The organism is Flavobacterium sp. ACN2 (assembly GCF_002303885.1).
Lineage (GTDB): Bacteria > Bacteroidota > Bacteroidia > Flavobacteriales > Flavobacteriaceae > Flavobacterium.
On sequence record NZ_MRCM01000021.1, the window covers coordinates 90211 to 112752 of the forward strand.

22 protein-coding genes are annotated in these 22542 nt (G+C 33.1%); 15 read left to right on the top strand and 7 right to left on the bottom strand.

Annotation, left to right across the window (positions count from 1 at the left end; genetic code table 11):
- Positions 1-28: 28 nt before the first annotated feature.
- A complete protein-coding gene (locus tag BSF41_RS23990; protein ID WP_057114947.1) occupies positions 29-601 on the bottom strand; it encodes an adenylate kinase in 573 nt (190 codons plus the stop codon).
- A gap of 66 nt (positions 602-667) precedes the next feature.
- Positions 668-1198, bottom strand: a complete 531-nt coding sequence (hpt, locus tag BSF41_RS23995; protein ID WP_244165420.1) for a hypoxanthine phosphoribosyltransferase — start codon at positions 1196-1198, stop codon at positions 668-670.
- A 186-nt stretch (positions 1199-1384) separates the two neighbouring features.
- Here hpt and BSF41_RS21400 point away from each other — a divergent pair, with 186 nt between their 5' ends.
- The 5 genes from BSF41_RS21400 (at position 1385) to purE (ending at position 7573) form a co-directional block, all read left to right on the top strand.
- The gene (locus BSF41_RS21400; RefSeq protein WP_095931518.1) at positions 1385-2659 is read left to right on the top strand and encodes a sorbosone dehydrogenase family protein; all 1275 of its coding nucleotides are present in this window, start codon (positions 1385-1387) and stop codon (positions 2657-2659) included.
- Positions 2660-2928: 269 nt separating this feature from the next.
- Entirely contained in the window at positions 2929-5031 is a 2103-nt protein-coding gene (locus BSF41_RS21405) for a TonB-dependent receptor (protein WP_095931519.1), read from the top strand.
- A 22-nt stretch (positions 5032-5053) separates the two neighbouring features.
- Positions 5054-5605, top strand: coding sequence for a hypothetical protein (locus BSF41_RS21410; protein WP_095931520.1), 552 nt, complete (start codon positions 5054-5056; stop codon positions 5603-5605).
- A gap of 220 nt (positions 5606-5825) precedes the next feature.
- On the top strand, positions 5826-6983 hold the full coding sequence (locus BSF41_RS21415; protein WP_095931536.1) for a 5-(carboxyamino)imidazole ribonucleotide synthase: 1158 nt from the start codon (positions 5826-5828) through the stop codon (positions 6981-6983).
- A 104-nt stretch (positions 6984-7087) separates the two neighbouring features.
- Entirely contained in the window at positions 7088-7573 is a 486-nt protein-coding gene (gene purE, locus BSF41_RS21420; protein WP_012022518.1) for a 5-(carboxyamino)imidazole ribonucleotide mutase, read from the top strand.
- 115 nt (positions 7574-7688) lie between these two features.
- Here the strand turns inward: purE and BSF41_RS21425 are convergent, their stop codons facing one another.
- Positions 7689-8360 carry a hypothetical protein gene (locus BSF41_RS21425; RefSeq protein WP_253251872.1) on the bottom strand — a complete coding sequence of 224 codons (672 nt, stop codon included), beginning with the start codon at positions 8358-8360 and terminating at the stop codon, positions 7689-7691.
- 218 nt (positions 8361-8578) lie between these two features.
- Here BSF41_RS21425 and BSF41_RS21430 point away from each other — a divergent pair, with 218 nt between their 5' ends.
- Positions 8579-10606, top strand: coding sequence for a M3 family metallopeptidase (locus BSF41_RS21430; RefSeq protein WP_095931538.1), 2028 nt, complete (start codon positions 8579-8581; stop codon positions 10604-10606).
- A 144-nt stretch (positions 10607-10750) separates the two neighbouring features.
- Positions 10751-11410 carry a vancomycin high temperature exclusion protein gene (locus BSF41_RS21435; protein WP_095931521.1) on the top strand — a complete coding sequence of 220 codons (660 nt, stop codon included), beginning with the start codon at positions 10751-10753 and terminating at the stop codon, positions 11408-11410.
- Between the two features lie 31 nt (positions 11411-11441).
- Here the strand turns inward: BSF41_RS21435 and BSF41_RS21440 are convergent, their stop codons facing one another.
- The 3 genes from BSF41_RS21440 to BSF41_RS21450 all read right to left on the bottom strand — a co-directional run bounded on the left by BSF41_RS21440 (position 11442) and on the right by BSF41_RS21450 (position 13524).
- A complete protein-coding gene (locus tag BSF41_RS21440) occupies positions 11442-11792 on the bottom strand; it encodes a type II toxin-antitoxin system HicB family antitoxin (protein WP_095931522.1) in 351 nt (116 codons plus the stop codon).
- Position 11793: 1 nt separating this feature from the next.
- Entirely contained in the window at positions 11794-12036 is a 243-nt protein-coding gene (locus tag BSF41_RS21445; protein WP_095931523.1) for a type II toxin-antitoxin system HicA family toxin, read from the bottom strand.
- Positions 12037-12261: 225 nt separating this feature from the next.
- Positions 12262-13524 (bottom strand): sodium:proton antiporter, encoded by a 1263-nt coding sequence (locus BSF41_RS21450; protein WP_095931524.1) that lies wholly within the window; start codon positions 13522-13524, stop codon positions 12262-12264.
- A gap of 137 nt (positions 13525-13661) precedes the next feature.
- Between BSF41_RS21450 and BSF41_RS21455 the strand changes: the two genes are divergently transcribed.
- The 7 genes from BSF41_RS21455 (at position 13662) to BSF41_RS21490 (ending at position 18329) form a co-directional block, all read left to right on the top strand.
- On the top strand, positions 13662-14165 hold the full coding sequence (locus tag BSF41_RS21455) for a GbsR/MarR family transcriptional regulator (RefSeq protein ID WP_095931525.1): 504 nt from the start codon (positions 13662-13664) through the stop codon (positions 14163-14165).
- Between the two features lie 61 nt (positions 14166-14226).
- Positions 14227-14964 (top strand): YqjF family protein, encoded by a 738-nt coding sequence (locus tag BSF41_RS21460; protein WP_095931526.1) that lies wholly within the window; start codon positions 14227-14229, stop codon positions 14962-14964.
- A gap of 385 nt (positions 14965-15349) precedes the next feature.
- On the top strand, positions 15350-15736 hold the full coding sequence (locus BSF41_RS21470) for a hypothetical protein (RefSeq protein WP_095931528.1): 387 nt from the start codon (positions 15350-15352) through the stop codon (positions 15734-15736).
- 59 nt (positions 15737-15795) lie between these two features.
- Positions 15796-16704, top strand: a complete 909-nt coding sequence (locus BSF41_RS21475) for a TIGR01777 family oxidoreductase (protein ID WP_095931529.1) — start codon at positions 15796-15798, stop codon at positions 16702-16704.
- A 142-nt stretch (positions 16705-16846) separates the two neighbouring features.
- Positions 16847-17302, top strand: coding sequence for an SRPBCC family protein (locus tag BSF41_RS21480; RefSeq protein ID WP_095931530.1), 456 nt, complete (start codon positions 16847-16849; stop codon positions 17300-17302).
- Positions 17303-17371: 69 nt separating this feature from the next.
- Entirely contained in the window at positions 17372-17767 is a 396-nt protein-coding gene (locus BSF41_RS21485) for a DUF1090 family protein (protein WP_095931531.1), read from the top strand.
- Positions 17768-18062: 295 nt separating this feature from the next.
- Entirely contained in the window at positions 18063-18329 is a 267-nt protein-coding gene (locus tag BSF41_RS21490) for a DUF3781 domain-containing protein (RefSeq protein WP_216359051.1), read from the top strand.
- Here BSF41_RS21490 and BSF41_RS21495 read toward each other — a convergent pair.
- Positions 18324-19136, bottom strand: coding sequence for a hypothetical protein (locus BSF41_RS21495; protein ID WP_095931532.1), 813 nt, complete (start codon positions 19134-19136; stop codon positions 18324-18326). The two genes, BSF41_RS21490 and BSF41_RS21495, sit on opposite strands and share 6 nt — an antisense overlap.
- Positions 19137-19334: 198 nt before the next feature.
- On the opposite strand from BSF41_RS21495, the gene gcvP reads away from it, so the two are divergent.
- Entirely contained in the window at positions 19335-22184 is a 2850-nt protein-coding gene (gcvP, locus tag BSF41_RS21500) for an aminomethyl-transferring glycine dehydrogenase (RefSeq protein WP_095931533.1), read from the top strand.
- Positions 22185-22542 lie beyond the last annotated feature (358 nt).

Genomic DNA, 22542 nt, shown 5'->3' on the forward strand with positions numbered 1-22542 from the left:
GGGAGTAACGTACAGCTTAAAAAGCTTTCTACAAATTATCTATAACTGACGTTAAGCGCTCTGTAATTTGTTCAATAGTTCCGATACCGTCTACGGCATGAAACTTATTTTGTTCTTTGTAATATCCAATAAGCGGAGCTGTTTTCTCATTATATTCTTGATATCTTACACGAATTTTTTCTTCGTCTTGATCATCAGCTCTTCCGCTTGTTTTTCCTCTTTCTAATAAACGTGCTACCAAAATCTCATCATCAGCTTCTAAAGCGATTGTTGCTGTTACGCTTGACCCAATTGTTGGTAAAAATTTATCTAAAGCTTCTGCCTGATTGATTGTTCTTGGATAACCGTCAAACAAAAATCCTGCAGTATCTGGATGTTTTTTAACCTCATCAATTAACATTGCAGTTGTTACTTCGCAAGGAACCAATTCTCCATTGTCCATAAAAACTCTTGCTTTTTTTCCTAGTTCAGTATCATTTTTTAAATTGAAACGAAAAATATCTCCTGTTGAAAGGTGTGTTAAATTGTATTTTTCTTTTAAAAATTCTGCCTGAGTTCCTTTTCCTGCACCAGGCTTTCCAAATAAAACGATGTTAATCATAATTGAAATGAGTGTTGTTACCTCTGTCTTTCAGAAGTCTTTAAATGAATATATAGTTGTGTTTTGTTATTCTGCTAATTTGTAAACTTCAGTTAGGTTTCTTCCTAGACCATCGTAGTCTAAACCGTAACCTACAATAAATTTGTTCGGAATTCTAATTCCGATATAATCTATTTTTATATCTTTTTTATAAGCTTCTGGTTTAAAAAACAATGTTGCAATTTTAAAATGCTTTACATTTTGTGCTTTAAACAAATGCTTTAATTCTTCGATTGTGTTTCCAGTATCAATAATATCTTCGATAATAATTACCGTTCTTCCAGACAAATCTTGATTAATTCCAATTAGTTCTTTAACTGAATTTGTTGTTTCAGTTCCTTCATACGATGCCATTTTGATAAACGAAACCTCGCACGGTTTTTTATATTTTTTCAAAAAATCTGACACTACCATAAAAGCGCCATTCAAAACTCCAATAAAAATTGGCGTATCATCTCCAAAATCATCTTCGACCTGAGCCACTATTTTAGTTAAAGCAAAATCAATTTCTTTAGCCGAAATAAACGGAACAAATTGTTTATCGTGAAGTTGTATCATTATTTTTCATTTTAAAATAATGGACAAAGATAAAGAATTAGAACTTAACTGCTTCTATCAAAATGGAGTGTATCGAGATATTTTTTAAGAATGTTAAATATCAGTTAATGTTTACAAATTATTTTTTGAGACTATCTGAATTTTAAGTAAATTGTTGTACTATAATTATTTAACTCCAAAAAACCAATGAAAAAATCCTTAACCTTATTTTCAATCCCGTTACTAGCCTTAATGACTGCCTGCAATGGGCAAGTAAAAAAAGAAGAAAAAGAAGCTTTGGCAAAACAGCCAGGCAATATTGTAAAAACTGCCATTGGAGATATTACGCTTCCTCCACCCTATGCAACCGAATCAAAAAGCAACAATAGTAAAGTGATTGGCTGGCCTGCTGGCAAAACTCCAAAAGCCCCTGAAGGTTTTACTGTAACTAAATTTGCTGACGGATTTGAGAATCCGCGTTGGACTTACATTGCGCCGAACCAAGATATTTTTGTTGTAGAAAGCGGAACACGCAGCAGTAAAAACCAAATAACCGTTTTAAGAGATAAAGACAAAGATGGAAAATTTGAAACTAGAGAAGTTTTTATTTCTGGGCTAAACAAACCTTTTGGAATGCTAGCCTTAAAAGACTTTTTCTACATTGCCAATACCGACGGATTATACCGTTACCCTTATAAAAACAATCCGCTTAAGCTAGAAACTAAAGTCGAAAAAATCCTTGAACTTCCTGCGGGAGGTTATAACAATCACTGGACAAGAAATTTATTGGCAAGTCCAGACGGAAACAAAATTTACGTTTCTGTAGGTTCTGGAAGTAATGTTGGCGAAAACGGAATGGACAAAGAAGTTCGTCGTGCCGCGATTTTAGAAATTAATCCTGACGGAACTGGAGAAAAAATCTTCGCTTCGGGTCTTAGAAATCCAGTTGGAATGGACTGGAATCCTGCCAACAAAGAACTGTGGACTGCAGTAAATGAGCGCGACGAATTGGGCGACGACCTAGTTCCAGATTATATTACAAGTGTAAAAAGAGATGGTTTCTACGGATGGCCATATTCTTATTTTGGAAATATTCCTGATCCGAGAATGAAAGGCGAAAGAAAAGACTTAGTCGAAAAAGCAATTGTTCCAGATGTTCCCGTTGGTTCGCATACTGCTTCATTGGGATTGGCTTTTTATACTAAAGATGCTTTTCCTGCAAAATATAAAAACGGCGCTTTTGTAGGTCAGCATGGTTCTTGGAACCGTTCTAAAATTTCGGGTTATAAAGTGTTGTTTGTTCCTTTTGAAGATGGAAAACCTTCAGGAAAACCAGAAGATTTTTTAACAGGTTTTATTTCTGATGCAAACAAAGCAGAAGTTTACGGACGTCCTGTTGCCGTTACCGTGATGAATGACGGATCGCTTTTAGTAAATGATGATAGCAGTAATACGATTTGGAAGGTTACGGCCAATAAATAAATCACAATACTTAAATCTCAAATTCCAATTCCGAAAATTATTGGAATAATTATAAAAAGAAAATTTTAAACACATAGAGACATAGATTTTTGTTTAAAAGATGTTATTAAGAAAACTCGTTTTCGCACATAGTTTTGCTATGTGGCTTTTGATAAGTGAAACGCCTTTTTTGCCTCAATCAATGCTATGTTTCTATGTGTTAAAAATAAATCTCAATAGTAATCTGTTGAGATAAAATTCCAAATTCCTAGAATTGCTACATAAAATATATGTTTTTAAAAAAATACTATTTTCTAATTATTGTTTTTTCGATTTTACAAAATCTAATTGCACAAGAAAAAGAAGTCCAAAATATTGATTCTGTCAAAACTCAAAAACTAAATGAGGTTTTAATAAGTCCGCTTCACATTAATCGTGATTTACAGAATAGTCCCGCGTCAATAGGCATTTTATCCGAGAAAGAATTGCTTCGAAATAATACCACAGATATCAGCAATGTCATTAATACTATTCCCGGTGTTCTTATGCAATCATCGAATATTACGACGACCCGAATTTCGATTCGCGGAATTGGCGCGAGAACTCCATACGGAACCAATAAAATCAGAGCTTTTTACGGAAGTATTCCGCTGACATCTGGAAACAGCGAAACGGTAATTGACGATATCGATCTTCAAAACATCAATCAACTTGAAGTCATAAAAGGGCCGATTTCGAGTATTTATGGAGCAGGTTTGGGCGGAGCGATTCTCATTTCGCCTCAAACATTAAAAAAAGGCAATTATCAAACTGAAATAAGTTCTGTTTTTGGTTCTTTTGGATTATTGAAAAATAGAGTAAGTTTTGATTTGAATGAAAAAAGTTCTTCTTTAAGCCTTAGCTATCATGATTTAAAGACAGACGGATGGCGTCAAAACAGTGCTTACAATCGGGAAGGAATTACACTTTCGGGAGAATTATTCCGAAAGAAAAACAGTAAACTAACATACTTCTCTAATTACACTTATTTGAAAGCTTACATTCCGAGTTCCATCAATAAAACTACTTTCGAAAATAATCCAGAGGCGGGTGCGCCAACTTGGGTTGCTTCTCAGGGTTTTAAAGAATACAAATCGACTTTGGGCGGATTGGCTTATGATTTCAAAATAAACGATCATTTAAATAATTCAACTTCAGTTTTCGTCAATTATAAAGACAGCAATGAACCGAGACCTTTTGATATTTTACGTCAATATACTTTTGCCTCAGGCGCAAGAACACAATTTTCTGGTGATTTTACAATCGGAAAAATCAAAAATCAATTTATATCAGGATTGGAATATTTCAGAGATAATTACAGTGGCAATACTTTTGAAAATCTATATCAGCAAAATAATGGAAACGGAAGTCTACAGGGCGATCAACTTACAGCAACTGATCAAAAAAGACATTTTTATAATGTTTTTTCGCAAATTAGAACTTTACTTTCTGATCGATTTGAAATTCAGGCAGGTTTAAATTACAACAAAACCAAATTCGAATTGCAGAATGATTTTCCCGCTTCCGCGGATAACCCGAAGGAAGAATATAGTTATGATGGCATTTTTTCGCCACAACTTTCTTTTTTATTTAAGCCAAACGAAATTCAAACTTTTTACTTTTCTGTAAGTCGAGGATTTTCTCTTCCCGCAACCGAAGAAACTTTAACGGCAACGGGAAATATCAATCAGGATATTAAACCCGAAACAGGCTATAATTTTGAATTGGGCGGAAAATTGCATTTCTTCAATAAAAAACTCTACACTCAAATTGCCGTTTATCGAATGGAAATTAAAGATTTATTGGTTGCCAAAAGAATTGGCGATGATCAATACGAAGGCGTAAATGCTGGAAAAACGTTTCACGAAGGAATTGAAATCTCATTAAACCACAATTGGCCAATCAATCGAACTTTTAATTTAAATTCTTATGTCGGGACTTCAATCGGAAATTACGAATTCAAAGAATTTGTCGACAACGGAAATGATTATTCAGGAAATAAATTAACTGGCGTTCCAGCCAATACGGCAAGTGCAGGTTTTATTTTAAATACAAATTCAGGGCTTTATATTTCAGCCGATTTTCAGTTCACAGATAAAATTCCAATGAACGATTCTAATGCCAATTTTTCAGATTCTTATTCATTATTAAATTTAAAAACGGGATATCAATTCGAAATTTTGTCTGGTTTAAAAGCGCATTTAGATGCAGGCGTAAATAACTTAACAAATGAAAAATATGCTTCGATGATTCTGACCAATGCAACTGGTGTTGGAAACGCACAACCAAGATTTTATTATCCTGGATTACCCATAAATTATTACGGAATTATCTCATTAAATTACGTATTTTAGCATAGTATTTAATACCACAAAAATGCTGTCTGAATTACAAAAAAAACTGGATTATGTAAATGCTTATAGAGAAAACCGTCTTAAAGCAGCGCAGGAAGTCTTAGAAAATCCTTCACTTTTTGCTGAATTAGTTTCCATCTGCTTTTCTCCCGAAGACAAAAACAATCATAAAGCCTGCTGGATTCTAGAATTTGTTTCTTACGAAGAATTGCTTTGGCTCCAGCCGCATCTTGATTTTTTCTGTTCGAATTTGAAAGTTTTAAAAGACGAAAGTTCGCTTCGCCCAATTGCAAAAGTCGTTCAGCTTTTGGTGAAATCGCATTATAAAAAAAATGAAAATTGCATTAAACTCTCTGAAGAAAATCTTCAAGAATGTATCGAAGCTTCTTTTGACTGGTTAATTACCGATATTAAAGTGGCCACAAAAGCCTACTCTATTCGCACTTTATATATCCTAGGAAATTATTACGACTGGATCCATCCCGAACTCAAAGTGATAATTGACAAAGATTACGCAGACCATTCTGCCGCATACAAAGCTGTTGCCAAAGAAGTTTTGAAGAAAATTAAATAGGTTTCGTTTGCCACAGATTAAAAGGATAAAAAAAGATTTTTTTTCGCCACGACCCGAGCGATAGCGAATAGGCGAAGCAATTACACACAGAGAAAAATCTTTTTAATCCTTTTATCCCGATAGCTATCGGGAGTGGCAAAACTTTATGCATCCACAGCTAAAAAACTAAATTTTGGCTAAAAAAAGATTAAAAGGTATCTTTGCAAAAACACAACACAAAATGAATTATTTTTCTTCTGATTTTAAATTGGGAATACTAGGCGGCGGACAATTAGGCAAAATGCTTTTGTCTGACACCAGAAAATTTGACATCCAAACTTATGTTTTAGATCCGAGTGACGAAGCGCCGAGTAAAATTGCCTGCAACAAATTCTTCCAAGGCGATTTAATGGATTACGAAACGGTTTACAACTTCGGAAAACAAGTCGATGTTTTGACTTTTGAAATCGAATTGGTAAATCTTGAAGCTTTAACGCAATTAGAAAAGGAAGGCGTAAAAGTTTATCCATCTCCAAAAACCTTAAAAGGAATTCAGAATAAAGGAACTCAAAAAGATTTTTATACCGAAAGTAATATTCCAACCGCAGCATATTTACGATTTGAAAGTCCGTTGCATTTGCAAAAATCAGTTGGAAATAATGAAATCACGATTCCATTTGTATGGAAATGCACTGAATTTGGTTACGACGGAAACGGCGTAAAAGTAATTCGCCAGATTTCTGACATGGATGATTTACCAAATGTAGAATGTATTGCAGAAACTATGGTTCCGTTCAAAAATGAATTGGCGGTAATTGTGGTAAGAAATCCATCAGGAGAAATAAAAACGTATCCAGTTGTAGAAATGGAATTTCATCCAGAAGCAAACCAAGTTGAATATGTAATCTGTCCGGCAAGAATCGACGAAAAAGTTGCAGAAAAGGCCAGAGCAATTGCTTTAAATGTTTCAGAAAAATTCAATCACGTTGGACTTTTGGCTGTTGAAATGTTCCAAACCAATGAAGATGAGATTTTGGTAAACGAAGTTGCTCCACGTCCGCATAATTCTGGACATTATTCAATTGAAGCAAGTTATACTTCGCAATTCGAAAATCATTTACGTGCTATTTTAGATCTTCCGTTAGGAAACACAGACAGTAAAGTTGCCGGAATTATGGTAAATTTAGTGGGTGCCGAAGGATTTTCTGGAGATGTTGTTTATGAAAACATCGAAACCATTTTAGGATGGGATGGCGTTACGCCACATATTTACGGTAAAAAACAAACTCGTCCGTTTAGAAAAATGGGTCACGTTACAATCGTAAATGAAAATATGCAGGAAGCTAGGAGAATTGCACAGGAAGTTAAGAACACGATTAAAGTGATCAGTGGTCAGTAATTTTTTAGTATTCAGTCGGAGTTTACAACTTAGAATAAAATAAAGTTTTCAGTCTCAACAAAACTTGAAACTTTAAACCTGAAACAAAAACAAACAAAAAACAAATGAGCAAAGTAGCCATTATAATGGGAAGCATCTCAGACATGCCAGTTATGCAGGATGCAATCGACATATTAAAACAATTTAATGTAGAAGTTGAAGTAGATATTGTTTCGGCACACAGAACGCCGGAGAAATTATTCGATTTCAGCAAAAATGCACACACTCGCGGAATCTCCGTAATTATTGCCGGTGCGGGAGGTGCGGCGCATTTACCAGGAATGGTGGCTTCAATGTCTCCGCTTCCTGTAATTGGAGTTCCCGTAAAATCAAGCAATTCGATTGATGGATGGGATTCTGTTTTATCTATTCTGCAAATGCCAGGTGGAGTTCCTGTTGCAACTGTAGCTTTAAACGGTGCAAAAAATGCTGGAATTTTAGCAGCACAAATCATCGGAAGCCACGATAAAAAAGTTTTAGATACGATTATTTCTTATAAAGAAGAATTGAAAGCGGCAGTAAATAAAGCGGCTGAAGGTTTGAAAAAGTAATTTCGCAGAGATACACAAAAAAAACACAGAGGCGCACAAATTTTTTGTGAATCTCTGTGTTTTTTCTTTGAGCTTCTTCGTGAAACTAAATTTACAATTTTATCTCTTTTTTGAATTAAGCTACATCTTCAACTTCTTCCAAAACAGATTCAAATTCAGATTCGTTTATATCTTCTTTATTTATCCAATTTTCTGAAGTAACAAGATCATAGTTTATATCATCATCTGTTTTCAAATCCCAAACAATACTTTCAGCTTCTGGAAATGGAATATTTTGAGAAATTTGATTTTCAAACAATCTCTTGATAAGATTTCTCTCAGACAATCCTTTATTCAATAATTTTAGTACATTTTCGGCTGTCAGTTTTTGTATTTCTCCATCAGTTGGTGTCATTGAAAAATGAACTATAGAAGCTTTTGCATTTGGAAATTTGCCATTATACGCCTTAAAAAGCAATTGATTTACATGAAACAAAGTGCCTTGCATGTGTATTTCGGGGTATTCTTCGCAAACTTTATCGATTAACATATCGTTCGATATTTGATCTATTTGACCTTCGCTTAATTGATCTCCCAATTTATAGTGCAAAACTATTTGAGCCGCTTCATTAGGCTCATAATCTGAAATGGCCATTTCTAATAATTCTGGCAAACTACTTTTTTCAGCTGTTTCGCCATCGGGATAATTGAATTTTTCTAATAACGCAATAAAATCTTCGTCAGACCAATAACCTTCAATTTCATTAACCGTATCAATATTCTTTATTACAATTTGATAATTCATCATTTTTTTATTTTAATTATGATTCGCATTTTATAATGCCAAATCTATTTTTTCAATTTACGCTTTTAAAAACGCCTAGACCAATAAATAACATATCTATAACACAATTTAAGAGGATTTTATGCTGAGAATCGATTTTGTATAGATGATTAGGTTTTTATTAATTGCTATCTTTGAAATTCAAAAAATTGCCTTTTATTAATAAAAAATATAATAATATAATGAGTGTTTTACTTTCAAAATTTATAACTAAACATAACACCGCACCTTTTTCGCAAATTAAAATCGAAGATTATGTTCCTGCTTTCAACGAAGGAATTGCTTTGGCTAAAGCTGAAATTGATGCCATCGTAAATAATCCTGATGCACCCACTTTTGAAAACACAATTGTAGCAATGGATTATTCTGGTGATATTTTAGATCGTCTTTCTAGTATTTTCTTCAATTTGAATTCGGCAGAAACGAATGACGAAATGCAGAAAATTGCTCAGAAAGTTTCGCCTTTACTTTCAGAATTTGGAAATGACATTCGCTTAAATGCTGATTTATTTGCACGAGTAAAAGCTGTTTACGATCAAAAAGAAAGTTTAAATCTAAATGCAGAGCAAACGACTTTATTAGATAAAAAATATAAAAGCTTTTCAAGAAACGGAGCTAATCTGCCAGAAGACAAGAAAAACCAATTAAGAGAAATTGACAAAGAATTATCTAAATTGAGTTTACAGTTTGGTGAAAATGTTTTGGCAGAAACCAACAATTTCGAATTGCATTTAACCGATGAAAAAGACTTATCTGGTCTTCCAGAAGGTACAATTGAAGCAGCAAGATTATTAGCCAAAAATCAGGAAAAAGAAGGCTGGATTTTCACTTTAGATCATCCAAGTTATGTTCCGTTTTTGACTTATGCGGATAATCGTGAATTGCGTAAAAAAATGGCAATTGCATTTGGTGCAAAAGCATTTCAGAATAACGAATTTGATAATCAGGAAAATGTTTTAAAGATAGCGAAATTGCGCTTTGAAAGAGCCAATTTATTAGGTTATAAAACGCACGCTCATTTTGTTCTGGAGGAAAGAATGGCCGAAAGTCCGGAGAAAGTTTTCTCTTTTTTAAATGATTTATTAGCAAAAGCAAAACCAGCGGCTAAAAAAGAATTTGCAGAATTAACTGCTTTCGCGAAAGAATTAGACGGAATCGAACAATTAGAAAAATGGGACGGAGCGTATTATTCTGAAAAATTAAAACAGCAGCTTTTTAATTTAGACGATGAAAAACTAAAACCTTATTTTCAATTAGAAAAAGTATTAGATGGCGCTTTTACCGTTGCCAAAAAATTATACGGTTTAACTTTTACTGAGGTTTTTGATATTGATAAATACCACGAAGAAGTTACGACTTACGAAGTAAAAGATGCTAACGGAAATTTAGTTTCGATTTTCTACGCTGATTTCTTCCCACGAAAAGGAAAAAGAAACGGTGCTTGGATGACTTCATTTAAATCACAATATGTGAAAGACGGTGTAAACGAAAGACCGCATATTTCTAACGTTTGTAATTTTACCAAACCAACAGAAACAAAACCTTCGTTATTAACTTTTAATGAAGTAACCACTTTATTCCACGAATTCGGTCACGGATTACACGGAATGTTAGCCGATACCGTTTATCCAAGTTTATCTGGAACTTCTGTTTACTGGGATTTCGTAGAATTACCAAGTCAGATTATGGAAAACTGGTGTTACGAGCCAGAGGCTTTGGCTTTGTTTGCAAATCATTACGAAACGGGAGAAATCATTCCGATTGAATACGTTCAGAAAATTAAAGAAAGTGCAAGTTTCCAAGAAGGTTTAGCAACATTACGTCAGTTGAGTTTTGGATTATTAGATATGGCTTGGCACGGACAAGATCCAACTAACATTACAGACTTAAAAGCTTTCGAAACCGAGCAATTTGCTAATACACAATTATATCCAGACGTAAAAGAAAATGCAATGAGTACGGCATTTTCTCATATTTTCCAAGGTGGATATTCTTCTGGATATTACAGCTACAAATGGGCAGAAGTTTTGGATGCAGATGCTTTTGAATATTTCCAAGAAAATGGAATCTTCAACGAAGAAATTGCAAAGAAATTCAAAGACAATGTTCTTTCTAAAGGAGGAACAGAACATCCTATGACTTTGTACAAACGTTTTAGAGGACAAGAACCAAAACCTGAAGCTTTATTGAAAAGAGCGGGACTATTATAGAGTTTCTAAGATACTAAGCTCCTAAGTTGCTAAGTTTCCTAGAGAATTAAATTTTGAAACCGAAGTATAAATGCTTCGGTTTTTTTATTTGGTTTTACTTTAACTATCTTCGTGTTTTAAATCTTAATCTTACAAATACCAGCCGTGAAAAAATATTTTAAAATAGTGCTTTATCTTGCAATTATCGGATTGATTGCTGTCGTTTCAGTAAACTACTATGTAAAATCTTCTACTAAGAGATACATTCACTATTCCATTAAAAAATTTCCTAAAAATGATGTCGGAATTATTTTTGGCGCAGGAATTAATGGAAATCAGCCAAGCAAATATTTAAAAGATCGTTTGGATGCTGGAATAATGCTTTGGAAAGCTAAACGCATTAATAAAATTCTGCTTTCGGGAGATAACGGGCGTGATGAATACGATGAATTGACGGTAATGAAGAATTATTGTTACAATCATGGCGTCGACACTACAAAGATATTTATTGATTATGCAGGTTTCGATACCTATTCGACAATGTATCGAGCAAAACATATTTTTAAGATTAAAAAAGCGACTTTAATTTCGCAGGAATATCATTTAAATCGCGCCATTTATATTGGGCAAAAACTCGGAATAAAATCAGCTGGATATTCTGCAAACCATGGAGAATATCTTGGATATAATTATGTTCGCTTTAGAGAATATGGTTCAGTTTTTAAATCCTTTTTTGATGTTTTAAGAAATCGGGAACCTCGTTTTTTAGGCGGAGAAATTAATATAAATGGAGAATCTAATTATTCTAAAGAAGATAAACGATAAACAAAACCCGAAACATTTTTGTTTCGGGTTTCTAATTTAAAATTTCTTCATGTTTGACAACGTAAAACAATGCTTCTTTTACAACTTCATTTAAATTCAATCCTTTTCTGGAAGCTAAAAGTGCTATTTTTTGATGTAACTCTTGAGACACCCTCACATTAAAAGATCCTTTATAAGTTTTATCCGGGGCTTTATTTAACAATTTACATGTCTCTAAATAATCTTCAATAGCTTCTTTAAAAGATGCTTCCAATTCGGCAACAGAAGATCCTTCAAAAGTTACTAAATCATTTATACCTTGAATTTTTCCAAAGAATATTTTATCATCCGAAGAAAATTCTAAAGTCCCAATGTAGCCGTTATATTCTAAATAGTTTTTCATATTACAATTCCAAATATTCAATAATAATATCAATCTGATATCCTTTCAAAACTTTTTGCGGATGTGGTTCGTGTAAACTTATAATCTGTTTATTTTCATTCACAAATTTTCTTCTTGAACCACCAGTTTTTCCTTGTGAGATTTGTTTATAACCAAAGTGATTTAAAACTTTCAGCATTTCATCCCAAGAAAAATCTTTTGGTTTTGATTTTAATCTTTCAATAAGTTTATCAATCTTACTCATACAAATTTATAATTAAATCTTTAATCTGCAACTATAATTTAGTTGCAGATTAAATCACGAGACAAAATTAAGAAAAATCTTTCAATTTGTATCCGCATTTTTAAAACCAGAAATATCTAATCGAAAAACAAATCAAAAAAAAAAGACCTGCAAATATTTTTGCAAGTCTCTTATTAAATGGCTTAAAAATAAAATCTTTATTCTAGCATCTATTTTCTTTGCTCTCTATTCTTTCTCCAAAACTCGTTTAGCAAGCTTTCCAACTGTCAGTCCTTGCACTACAATTGAAAATAAAACTACTATATAAGTTACTTCAAGTAAAAGGTTTTTGTATTCTCCTTCAGGCATAGAAAGTACCAAAGCAATAGAAACTCCGCCACGAATTCCTCCCCAAACTAACACCATTAGAGAACCTTTGTTGTAAGCAGACCTGATTCCGAAGAACTTGAAGATATCGAAGAATTTCCAAGGTAAAACGATAGAAGTTAATCTTGAAAAAAGAACAATAAAAATGGCTACAAAACCTGTTATCAATTGTTTATTTAAATCTGGCAGTAACAACAATTCAAAACCAATAAATAAGAATAAAATAGCATTTAATATTTCGTCGATAAGTTCCCAAAATTTCCCTAGATAATCTTGGGTAACTTCACTCATCGCGACTTTTTTACCATAATTTCCAATAATCAATCCGGCAACAACCATCGCAAGCGGACTAGAAACGTGTAAACTTTGAGCGATTAAAAATCCTCCCATTACGATAGAAAGCGTGATTAAAACTGAGACTTTATAATCGTCAATTTTCTTCATAACGTTTGATGCAGAAATTCCTAGAACAGCACCTAATAAAAGTCCTCCAATACCTTCTTTTGCAAATAACCAAGCAATAGAACCAAAAGTCATATCAAATGTTGGATCAGTTGCCATTTTCAAAACTACAGCAAACATCACTACAGCTACTCCATCATTAAATAGAGATTCACCAACAATTTTAGTTTCGATTCTTTTAGGAACTTTCGCTTCCTTTAAAACTCCTAAAACCACAATTGGATCGGTTGGAGAAATTAAGGTTCCAAAAACTAAGCAAAATATATAAGGGATTTTTATTCCTAAAAGGGGTGCAATATAAAAAAGCAAACCAGAAATGATTAAAGCTGACAATACAACACTAACTGTAGAATAAATCATAATGGGAACTTTTTGCTCTTTAAGATCTGCCATATTTACGTGAAGTGCTCCAGCGAACAAAAGAAAATTTAACATTGCTCCCATTAGGATTTCGTTGAAATCAAATTCTTTTATTAAATCAAAAAAATGTTTAGTCGTTGCAGGAAAATAAGAGTCTCCTAAAAGACGAATTCCTACCGAAACCAACATGGCAATAATCATGATTCCGATCGTTCCTGGAAGTTTTAAAAATCTTAAATTTAAATAGGCGAAGAAAGAAGCCAGTACAATAAGTACCGAAAATGTGTAGTATAATTCCATAAAATGTGATTTTTACAAAAATATCTTTCTCATTAGTTAATCAAAAATTCAAGACTTGAATTAACATAACTTTATAATTCGTTAAATATGTTTCAATTATTTTTGAAAGTTTAAAAACTTTTACTTACATTTGACTCATGGAATTCAAAGAAGCAAAAAATAAGTTTGTACAAACCTGGGGAGCATTAGGTTCTCAATGGGGTATTAATAAAACGATGGCACAGATCCACGCTTTATTAATGGTTTCGAACGAACCTGTTTCTATGGAAGATATTATGGAAGAATTGCAGATTTCCCGCGGAAATGCCAGTATGAACTTAAGAGGTTTAATGGATTGGGGAATTGTTTATAAAGAATATAAAGCTGGGGAAAGAAAAGAATTTTTCACAGCAGAAAAAGATTTAGACGAATTAGCAGTTAAAATTTCCAGAGAAAGAAGCAAAAGAGAAATCAAGCCAACGCTAAAAATCTTAAAAGAAGTTTCGACTATCGAACCGAAAGATTCGGCAGAAGAAAAACACTTTGTAGATCAAACTACTAAATTGTATGATTTCGTTTTAAAAGCAGACAATATGTTGGACAAAATGACTGAATTTAATGATAACTGGCTAGGAAAACTGGTTATAAAAATGATGAAATAAAAAAATTTAATCCAAACTTTCATTTTTTTCTGAAAGTTTAAAAATTTAAAAACAACTTATCATGAACTTCTTAAAAGCAGAATGGAAAAACTTAGCACTTTTCAATTATGAAATTGATGCTGAAATTTTAGAAAAATATCTTCCTGCAGGAACTCAAATTGACATTTGGAACAACAAATGTTACGTAAGCTTGGTCGGATTTATGTTTAAAAACACCAAAGTTTTAGGATTGAAAGTTCCGTTTCATACCAATTTTGAAGAAGTGAATCTTAGATTTTATGTAAAGCGTTTTGAAAATGGCGAATGGAAACGCGGAGTGGTTTTCATTAAAGAAATTGTTCCTAAAAAAGCCATCACTTTTATTGCCAATACTTTGTATCAGGAACATTATGAAACTCAGAAAATGAAACATGAAATCATTGAAAATAAAAACACGAATACTTTTATTTATCAATGGAAAAAGGATAAAGAATGGAACACAATTGAAATTGAAACCAAAAAAGATTTAAGTAAAATCGAAATCGATTCTGAAGCAGAATTTATTACAGAACATTATTTCGGATACACCAAAATCGATGAAGAAACCACTTTTGAATATGAAGTGACACATCCAAGATGGGAACAATTTGAAGTATTAAACCATCGAATTGATATTGATTTCGAAAAAAATTATGGACCCGATTTTGGGTTTCTTCAAACTCAAAAACCAACTTCTATTTTCTTGGCTGAAGGCTCAAAAATTACAGTGAAGAACAAAAGGAAATTGCAGATTCTTCCTGTTCTAGAAGAAATATATTAAATCTCATAAATCAGGAAACTATGAATCTTAATATCATTGGGTATTTTACCTACCTCAGCATAACTATTTTCATTATCCTAAAAGTGGGGAAAATCTGCTACAAAAACGGAAATATTTTTGTTTTAGAATTAATCCCAAACCACGCTGATCTCTGTCAAAAAATTAATCAGATTTTGCTTTTAGCATATTATCTTTTGAATATTGGCTATTGTGCAATGACTTTAATTTCCTGGCAAAAAATTATTTCTCCGGCTCAATTGATCGAAATAATTTGCATCAAAACAGCTGTCATAATTTTCATTATTTCAATTCTACATTATCTCAACATTTTGATTATAACTAAGTATGTTCAAAAACTAATTCATAACAATAAAAACTAAATATTATGGAAACTACAAAAATCTTAATCGGTTACGGAATTTATTTACCAGTCGCTTTATTTTTAACTTATTATGTTTCTAAAACCCTTTTCAAAAATGGAAAAATCTTTATGCTTGACATATTTAAAGGACGTGAAGATATTGCACAGGCAACTAACAAACTATTTGAAACTGGATTCTATCTTTTAAATATTGGCTTTGCGCTAATGATTCTTGAATTGCAATTGAGCAACGATACTTATCAAGAATTAATCGAAAATCTAAGTTATAAAATTGGCGGATTTTCTATTTATCTTGGAATTATGTTATTCTTTAATTTGTATTTCTTTTTTAGAGGAAAAAGAAAAGCAAAAGAGGCACAGCGAGAAGAAAGATTAGTTTTTAAAGCTTAATAAGATTAACGAAACCCGACAGGGTTAAAAAACTGTCGGGTTTAATACTTGAAAAACACATGAGCAAGCTTATAATCGCAGCAGGAACCGGTTTTCTAGGACAAGTTTTAGTCGATCATTTCAAAAATAAATTTGAAGAGATTGTCATTCTAACCCGAGGGAAATCTCAAACAATTGACGGAATTAAATATGTAAATTGGAACGCTAGAACTTTTTCGGGCTGGGAAAATGAATTGGAGAATGCTACAGTTTTAATTAATCTAGCAGGAAAGTCTGTTGATTGCCGTTATACGAAAGAAAACAAAAAAGAAATTCTTTTATCTCGAATCGAAAGCACCAAAATTCTAAATAAAGCGGTTTTAAATTGTCAAAATCCGCCGAAACATTGGCTGAATTCATCAACCTCAACTATTTATCGATTTTCATTAGACAAACAAATGGATGAAATTGATGGAGAGATTGGAAATGACTTTTCTATAAATGTGGCGCTTTCTTGGGAAAAAGCATTCTTTAAAACTGAAACTCCAAAGACTTTAAAAACTGCTTTGCGAACTTCGATTGTTTTAGGAAAAAATGGCGGTGCTTTTATTCCGTTAAAGACTTTGGCTAAAATTGGTTTTGGAGGAAAACAAGGAAAAGGGAATCAGTTTATAAGTTGGATACATGAGGCAGATTTTGCCAATGCTGTTGATTTTATTATTCAAAAAGAAACTACTGGAGTTATAAATGTAGTTTCTCCAGAACCAATTGCGAATTCTATTTTTATGAAGAAGCTTAGAAAAGCTGTTGGTTTTCCTTTCGGAATTCCGATCAATAAATTCTTTCTTGAAATTGGATCTTTTATTATTCGAACTGAAACGGAATTGGTTTTGAAAAGTAGAAATGTAATTCCGAAACGACTTTTAGAAAATGGGTTTCAGTTTAAGTTTGGGGATATTGATAATGCTTTTAAAAATTTATTGCGTTAAAACTACGTGTTTTTTGTCATCCTGACGGAGGAAGGATCACACACGAATCTCGACAAAGAATTGTCGATATGCTTTGCGGAGTTTCTAGTGTGATCCTTCCTCCGTCAGGATGACAAAATAACGTCGAAAACAATTAAAACAAATGACAACAATAAACCTCACAACCAAAATAAACGCCTCAAAACAAATCGTTTTTGATGCATCCAGAAATATCGACATTCACCAGCAATCTGCAAGTCCAACAAAAGAAAAGGCAATTGAGGGCGTGACATCGGGTTTAATAAATTTAGATGAAACGATAACTTGGCGTGGCAAACATTTCGGATTTTACATCACGCACAAAAGCCGAATTACCGCAATGAATTTCTATGATTATTTTGTGGATGAAATGGAGAAAGGTAAATTCAAATCGTTTAAACATGAACATTTTTTTGAAGAAGAAAATGGTTTTACAATAATGAAAGATAAATTGCAATATGAAACTCCGTTTGGGATATTTGGAAAACTTTTCGACATTTTATTTTTGGAAAAGCATCTTACAAATTTTCTTTTAGAAAGAAATAAGGTTTTGAAAGCTGTTTCGGAAAAACTTGATTAAGATAAATTCCTTACTTTTATAAGTAATTCATTTTTATCAATGATTGAATAACAAATCAAAAACATACTTATGAAATTAAAAACGATATTAACTGTACTTCTTTTTGCTATTTCTTTTATAGGATTTTCGCAGAGCAATTGCACAACTTTAAAAGGATGTGAAAGAAAGCTTTGTGAATTAAACACAAAATTAGTGGCTGCGAAAAAAGCTGGAAATCAAAATCAGATTAAAGGTGTTGAAGAAGCGATTGCACAAACTAAGAAAAACTGCACTACCAAAACAGTCAACAAAGATCTTGACAAAAAGGTAAAAGAGAAACAGCAAAAAGTCAATGAAAGAACTGCTGATTTGAACGAAGCGATTAAAGACAAGGAAAGCAAAGAAAAAATCGACAAGAAAAGAAAAAAACTAAATGAGGCTAAAGCAGATTTGAATAAAGCTTTGGCGGAGCAGAAAACGAAATAGTTTTTTCTCGCAGATTTAGCAGATTGGGCAGATTTTATAATATTAATTTCAGTTGCCTCCAACTTTAACTGGAGGTAACTCAAAAAATTAATAAATCTTCTTTTGAAAATAAATTTTCTCATTTTACGGTTTGCGTGAGGGATAGAGGCGGTATCCTTTTATGCAGCGGAGCGGAATAAAAGATTTAGCCGAAAGCCCGACCCGGAGGGACACGCCCAAATATTGATATTCATTTAAATTGTAGAATACTCTTATTTAATTATATTTGCAAATAAATAAGAAAATACACCTATAAATGATTTCGTCCAAAAATAAAATATTAGATAATCTCTGCTATACAGAACTAGTTTATAGTAGAATAAATAAAAAACTAAAAAGCAACTTTACCAAATCTGAAATTGAAGAAAGGCTTTTGACTATTTTAGAAAAAACTGATGCAAAATATTATCAGAAAATTGGAAAAAATTTTTATGTTTCAAATAATGAGAACAACATCAAAATTACTGTAAATTCAAATACTTACAGAATTATTACAGTTGATATGATTAAAAATAAATCATAAAAACACTATCATCAGCCACCAAAAAATCGGCACACTTTCGACCCAAAAGGAAGTGTAATATTTGGAACGATTCGGATTGGCAAAAGCAATAAACAACATCAGCATGATGACCATAATAAGATTTATAATCGCGTCATGAATATTGAATGTCGAAATAAAAACTTCTAAAAACCAAAACGGAATCAATAACAAAAATCCTAAAAACTTGGTTTTCTTTACTCCAATTGTCTGCGGAACGGTTTGCAAATGCGGATCGTCATTGGCTAAATCTAAAATTTCAAAAACTAGAATCAGTACAAAAACCAATACGAAACGTTGAATGCATTTGATAAAGAAATCTATGGTAAACGGAATTTCTGCATTTATTAAAGGTAAAACCAAAGTAGCACCAACCCAACAAAGAGCTACAATGTAGATTTTTACTCCTGCCCAATTTCTGGCATTTCTTCGATTTGGAAAAAAAGGTAAAGTATAAAGCGCTGTTATGGCAAAAATTCCAACGGAGACTATTTGTGTTATTCTCTTCAAATGAAAAAAATAATACCCAACTAAAACCACCGAAATAAAACTCAAAACAGCAATAATTTTTAGCTGAGTTCCTATCGGGCTTTTCTTTACCCGAACCAGCGCGTCATATTTTACGAAATTATATCCTACAATTGTTCCGAAAAAAACAAACAATGCCATTGGCTCATCGTACTGAATATGAAACACATGAAATGTAATTCGGACCAAAGCATAGCACGATAAAGCCACGTGAATACTGCTGTTTAAATAAAAATCGAAAATTTGTTTTAGAAGTTTCATGCCTCAAATCTAATCAATTGGTAACAAATCAACTCTTTAGTTATAAAATTGATAAAAATTGAAGTTAAAAATACCTATTAAATTATTAATAATACTTAATTTTGCGCCACAAAAAAACAACACATTTACTTTTAAATGTGATTCGTATGTCAAAATGGTGTACGAACACATCAATTTAAAAAAAATAGATAGCTACAAATGAAAACAGATGCTTTTGCTTTAAGACACATTGGTCCAAGAGAAACTGATCTTCAGCACATGCTGAAAACTATTGGAGTTGACTCAATTGAGCAACTTGTTTATGAAACCCTTCCGGACGATATTCGTTTAAAAGCACCTTTGAACTTAGATCCTGCGATGACAGAATATGAATTCGCAAATCACATTCAAGAATTAGGGAAGAAAAATAAAGTATTCAAATCTTATATTGGTTTGGGTTATCATCCAACTATCGTTCCTGCGCCAATTCAGAGAAATATCTTCGAAAACCCAGGATGGTATACTGCTTACACGCCTTACCAAGCAGAAATTGCTCAAGGTCGTTTGGAAGCTATTTTAAATTTCCAGACTACTGTTATCGAATTGACAGGAATGGAAATTGCAAACGCTTCTTTACTTGACGAAGGTACAGCTGCTGCTGAAGCGATGGCTTTACTTTTTGATGTTCGTACTCGTGATCAAAAGAAAAACAATACAAACAAATTCTTCGTTTCTGAAGAAATTTTACCACAAACTTTATCTGTACTTCAAACACGTTCAACTCCAATTGGAATTGAATTAGTTGTTGGAAACCACGAAAACTTTGATTTTTCAACTGAGTTTTTTGGAGCTATTTTACAATACCCAGGAAAATACGGTCAGGTAAACGATTATAGTGCTTTTGTTGCTAAAGCAAAAGAAAACGAAATCAAAGTTGCCTTTGCTGCTGATATTTTATCATTAGCAACTTTAACTTCTCCAGGAGAAATGGGAGCTGCTGTAGTGGTTGGAACTACACAACGTTTTGGTGTACCAATGGGTTACGGTGGTCCTCACGCTGCTTACTTTGCTACTAAAGAAGAATACAAAAGATCTATGCCAGGTCGTATCATTGGAGTTTCTATTGACGTAAATGGAAACCGTGCTTTACGTATGGCTTTAGGAACTCGTGAACAGCACATTAAACGTGAAAAAGCAACTTCAAACATTTGTACTGCTCAGGTTTTACTAGCAGTTATGGCTGGAATGTACGCAGTTTACCACGGTCCAGAAGGATTAAAATACATAGCAAACAAAGTTCACGCATCGGCGGTTACTACTGCGGAGGCTTTAAATAAAATTGGAGTTTCTCAAATTAACTCCGCTTACTTTGATACTATTTTAGTAAAAGCAGACGCTCAAAAAGTAAAAGCTGTAGCAGAGAAAAACGAAGTAAACTTCTTCTACGTTGATGCTGATACAATTTCTATTTCGTTAAACGAAACGACTTCAGTTTCTGACATCAACCAAATCGTTGCGATTTTTACTGAAGCTTTAGGAAAAGAAACGGTTTCTGTTTCTGAATTAACTGAAGCTAGTCAATTACCTGCTTCATTAGAAAGAACGTCGTCTTTCTTAACACATGATGTATTCAACAATCATCATTCAGAAAGTCAGTTAATGCGTTACATCAAAAAATTAGAGCGTAAAGATTTATCATTGAATCACTCAATGATTTCATTAGGTTCTTGTACAATGAAGTTAAACGCAGCTTCTGAAATGTTGCCTCTTTCAATGCCAAACTGGAACAGCATTCACCCGTTTGCACCAGTTGAGCAAGCAGAAGGTTACATTACAATGCTTAAAAAATTAGAGCAACAATTAAATGTAATTACTGGATTTGCTGGAACAACTTTACAGCCAAACTCAGGTGCTCAAGGAGAATATGCTGGATTAATGGCAATTCGTGCTTACCACATGTCAAGAAACGAAGGCCACCGTAATGTATGTTTGATTCCTTCATCGGCTCACGGAACCAATCCTGCTTCTGCAGCGATGGCTGGAATGAAAATCATTGTTACGAAAACTACTCCAGAAGGAAATATTGATGTAGAAGATTTAAGAGAAAAAGCAATTGAGCACAAAGATGATTTATCTTGCTTAATGGTTACGTATCCTTCTACTCACGGAGTTTTCGAATCTTCAATTATTGAAATCACAAAATTAATCCACGATAATGGCGGATTAGTATATATGGATGGTGCAAACATGAACGCGCAAGTTGGATTAACAAATCCTGCTACAATTGGTGCCGACGTTTGTCACTTAAACTTACACAAAACATTCGCTATTCCTCACGGTGGTGGTGGACCTGGTGTTGGACCAATCTGTGTGAACGAGAAATTAGTTCCTTTCTTGCCAACAAACCCAATCTTAAAAGTAGGTGGTGAACAAGCTATTACAGCAATTTCATCTGCACCTTACGGATCTGCTTTAGTATGTTTAATCTCTTATGGTTACATCACAATGATGGGTGCTGACGGATTAAAAAGTGCTACAGAGCACGCAATCTTGAATGCGAACTATATGAAATCTCGTTTCGAAGGTCACTACCCAATTCTTTACACTGGAGAATGCGGAAGAGCTGCTCACGAAATGATTTTAGATTGCCGTGCATTTAAAGAAAACGGAATCGAGGTTGGTGATATTGCTAAACGTTTAATGGATTACGGTTTCCACGCTCCAACAGTTTCTTTCCCAGTAGCTGGAACTTTAATGATCGAGCCAACTGAATCTGAAGATTTAGCAGAATTAGATCGTTTTTGTGATGCTCTTATCTCAATTAGAAAAGAGATCGAAGCTGCAACTGCCGATGATAAAAACAATGTATTGAAAAATGCACCTCACACATTGGCAATGTTAACTACAGACAATTGGGATTTCCCTTATACTAGAGAAAAAGCGGCTTACCCATTAGAGTATATTGCTGACAATAAATTCTGGCCATCTGTTCGTCGCGTTGACGATGCTTATGGCGACAGAAATTTAGTTTGTAGCTGTGCTCCTATTGAAGCTTACATGGAAAGCTAAAATTTAGTTTCCTTATAAATATCCAAACCCGACAGGTTTTAAAAACTTGTCGGGTTTATTTTTGTTTCCAGTTTCAGGTTTCAGGTTCTAGCATAACTTGAAACCTAAAACTTTCCACATCAAACAACAAAGAAGAAATCTGATTTAAAGAAACATAACTTTCTGCTAATCTTTTGTGAAATTATTTCAATAAAATCAAGGTAAAAGCAAAAAAAATTAGCCTCGAAATCTCCTTCAATCGTTTGAAATCTAGGAAATATTAAAAAATCATTAGAAAAAAGACAATATATTTACAGAAAAATAGTTATTTCATAATTATATGCATGCATACTATTTTTTATGATAGTTATCATAATAT